The 3,183-nt window shown below is 41.0% G+C and carries 4 protein-coding genes; all 4 read right to left on the bottom strand.

Annotated features, from left to right (window positions below; translation table 11 throughout):
* Positions 1–424 precede the first annotated feature (424 nt).
* The 4 genes from AB6E51_RS24130 to AB6E51_RS24115 all read right to left on the bottom strand — a co-directional run bounded on the left by AB6E51_RS24130 (position 425) and on the right by AB6E51_RS24115 (position 2,711).
* Positions 425–610, bottom strand: a complete 186-nt coding sequence (locus tag AB6E51_RS24130) for a hypothetical protein (RefSeq protein WP_136995185.1) — start codon at positions 608–610, stop codon at positions 425–427.
* Between the two features lies 1 nt (position 611).
* Positions 612–1,211 carry a DUF6338 family protein gene (locus tag AB6E51_RS24125; protein ID WP_154724042.1) on the bottom strand — a complete coding sequence of 200 codons (600 nt, stop codon included), beginning with the start codon at positions 1,209–1,211 and terminating at the stop codon, positions 612–614.
* 133 nt (positions 1,212–1,344) lie between these two features.
* A complete protein-coding gene (locus tag AB6E51_RS24120; protein ID WP_017091820.1) occupies positions 1,345–2,292 on the bottom strand; it encodes a caspase family protein in 948 nt (315 codons plus the stop codon).
* Positions 2,293–2,300: 8 nt separating this feature from the next.
* A complete protein-coding gene (locus AB6E51_RS24115) occupies positions 2,301–2,711 on the bottom strand; it encodes a TIR domain-containing protein (RefSeq protein WP_017091819.1) in 411 nt (136 codons plus the stop codon).
* Between the last annotated feature and the right edge of the window lie 472 nt (positions 2,712–3,183).

Raw genomic sequence — 3,183 nt, 5'->3', positions numbered from 1 at the left:
CCATGGGAAATAATTTTCCCGTGGGGGTGATAAAAAGTCGGTGTATAGCGCCAAAGCTCTATCAATATAGGCTAAGGGCAGTTAAGTACGCTTTCACTTCTTTAAAAAGAAGCCACGACACATTTCAGAAAGCCATTTAAGGGGGGTTAACCCCGTGTGTTTAATACTATTCGTCAGTATTCAACGTTTAACATCTTGAGGATAACAGTCCAAATGGGCTTGTAAAGTGATTTATATCACATCTTATTTGATTCATTTTTCATCATTATTAGTGCCTGATGTCGGCAGGCAATCGCTTTACCGCGCAATGGTTTTATTAATTTCTAACAAGGTTTTGGACAGAAGCGTTTTAGAGCTGTCGCACTAAAATGCTTCTGTCAGATTAGGAAAAGTATGTTGAACCCTTGATCGTTTGTTATATGCGTTATTCAGCGCCTGGAGGAGTCGGTGTAGGGTTTGTCGGACTGTCACCCGCACCAGTTGGTTGATAACCAGCACCTGGCTCACCACTTGGCATAGGTGCTGGCTGGGAAGGCTGGTAGCCTTTGTGTCGTTCTGAAGGTGATACTTGTGGTTGATAACCATTATTTGAAGTTTTTCTTTCTGTCATTTTAAACATCCCTAAATTCAATATGAGAGATTTCGCTGGTCAAGATAATGACTCCAGCAGTTTTGTTTATCGCTCGCTCAAATGAGCCATCGCTTCCAAGTTTCCACGTTTGCTCAAGGTATAGCTGCTCTTCAGCAGGAGAGCTGGAAGCGAACGATTTTGTGCCATAATAACCTGCTATAACAGCGCCATTATTAAGGATTATTTTCACCCAATAACACCGACCTTGTGCAAAAAAGTAGTCCCACGGTTTCTGGATTGGATGATGTATATTTTCCTTGAATTTTTTTGATTCTCTTAACGCTTTCCATGAGAATGCTAAAATGACGGGGAACACCAGAAGAACGAAAACGTAAAAGAAAATATATAAAATGGGGTGTGCGATTTTGAAACTTTCAGATCCTGTCCCAGTTTCAACGGCAACTATAAACCAGTAAAAAATGGCGTAGTTTATGCAGCTATATGTGATAGCATCGACTAACTGCTTTGATGAGTCCTTCAAATGAGAGGGATAAAGAAGCTCATAAGTTTTCATACTTATAAAGCCAGGAATAACAAACATGATGAAAAGTTGTAATTTATCTATATCCCAAATGCTCATTTTTGATTCCGTTAAATTCAACGTCCTAAAGCATCATACCACAAGTCATCCATATGCATATAACGCCCGCATTTGCGGCTGGTTTAGAGCACATTGGAAAACCAGTCCGACAGCAGGCATTTGTTACACACCTTTATAACCGTTTCTCATTTACTAGTCGCCAGTATTGATAGCCGAGAGCCGTCAATCGACAAGACGTGGAATTTAACGCAGCATAATACATAAACTCTGCATTAACTGGCACGACCAAGCCTACGCTTTGATACTTCTGTAAATCTTTAAATATCTTAACATTATCTGGATCTGCATTTGTCTCTGTGTCTTCATAAGATGGATCTAACTTATGTTCTGAGTCAGCTGTTGGAAAGTACTGCGTGATTTTTCGCAATGTCTCAAATGGCACTTTCGGGGGGATAATTCGTAGTGGGGAAAAACTAGTGACATTTGTCTTAAAGATTGGCCGCTGATCCCACGCACCAAGAGCCTCATCAACATACGCATAAAGAGAACCAGGCGTTATATTACCTCGAATATCTGCCGCTCCCCCCTTCAATGCATCGACTAGTAGAGATGTAAAAATGCCAGCACCATTTGCTTCTAGAGCGTATTCGCTATCTCGACTAGCTGTTAATACAGACATACCTTCAGCCAGTTGAGCTGTACCATTACCAGCTAGACTTGGAGATGCCATTGCGCCAGAGTGGCAACAATCAAAGATAATGACCTTATTTCTTGCTTTTGACTGGTTTGCTAGCGTTAGGATTTCATCCATCGCTACGCCTTCATCATACTTTTTAGCGTCTGTGGTAACTAAATAGCCACCCGTACTTTTTATAAATCCATGACCCGAAAAATAAAGCAGAGCCATTTCGCAATCTCCACTAAATAGCTGTTCAATAGCTTCACGCAATACTGGTCTAGTAATGTTAGTGGATGGGCACGTAATTTTACGAACGCCAAAGTTTGGTGAGCCATCTCCATTCGACTCTAGTACTGTTGCCAAAGTATTTGCGTCATTTACACAGCCACCAAGTGGTGAATTAGGGTAATCATTTATTCCAATAATCAGTGCCTTTTTCATCGAAACCTCTATTTATTCTTCCCTTCACCCATTACTTGATCAATAGCCGCCTCAATCTTGTCCCAATCCCATGCGATGGTTCTATTGCGCGGTAAACCACTTGGTAGATTACTTGTTGTATTTGCGCCATCTACATATACACCAAATACAGGTACGTCTTTCTCCTTGGCCATAGCAATCTCTTTAGAAACACCTGTAGCACTCGCCATAGTTTTACCGCTTAGCACAATAAGCATGTTGCACTTACCAATCTTGGTTTTGATCAATGACTCCCACTGATCCTGAGGCAATGAAGACTTGGATGACCAGTCTTCAATTGAGAATGGAGTTTTTGAATTTTTCGATTGGCCTACAAATAAGTTCTTCTGTGTAACGTTGTGATCAAAATCGAAACTTATAAATGCTCTTGGGTTTGCCATCTTGTCTTCCTTAAGTTGATGTAGCTGGTTGTGATACTGTGCATAACAGCGTCTTTTGAGCAGACATTTTCAGGAAATACAGAAACCATAACAGTAACATACTGTTCTATCGTTCTTAATTTCCTCAGCATTCACAAATTAAAGTTCATGTCGGCATACTAATACGTACTCGACTAGGCTCATATTCTGCTATTAGGAAAAGTAGGTCAAGGACTGACAAGAGAAAGAGGTCAAGAAACGAGAGCTAAACGATTTTGGGGCAGAAACGATTTAGAGCTGCCGACCTAAGTCGTGTGATCACCAAGCGATTCTGTCGTATCGTAACTACCAAGCGACTTTGTCATTCGCTTAATTACCGAGGAAAATTGACTATCAGGATCTATAAGTGTCCTTATCAGCAAACCCAGTTTCAATCCACCCTTGAACCAAAACGATTATTCGTTACAATGCTTGCGCCAGTGGGGTGCAGGAA

The organism is Vibrio sp. 10N.247.311.47, assembly GCF_041467535.1.
In the GTDB taxonomy this organism is placed as follows: Bacteria; Pseudomonadota; Gammaproteobacteria; order Enterobacterales; family Vibrionaceae; genus Vibrio; species Vibrio crassostreae_C.
The sequence above is the reverse complement of the archived record's forward strand: the minus strand, read 5'-3'. Positions and strand labels throughout refer to the sequence as shown.

What these genes read in the sequence shown, in the direction of transcription:
- AB6E51_RS24130 (WP_136995185.1), bottom strand. Translation starts at nt 610, where the DNA reads ATGACAGAAAGAAAAACTTCAAATAATGGTTATCAACCACAAGTATCA.
- AB6E51_RS24125 (WP_154724042.1), bottom strand. Translation starts at nt 1,211, where the DNA reads ATGAGCATTTGGGATATAGATAAATTACAACTTTTCATCATGTTTGTT.
- AB6E51_RS24120 (WP_017091820.1), bottom strand. Translation starts at nt 2,292, where the DNA reads ATGAAAAAGGCACTGATTATTGGAATAAATGATTACCCTAATTCACCA.
- AB6E51_RS24115 (WP_017091819.1), bottom strand. Translation starts at nt 2,711, where the DNA reads ATGGCAAACCCAAGAGCATTTATAAGTTTCGATTTTGATCACAACGTT.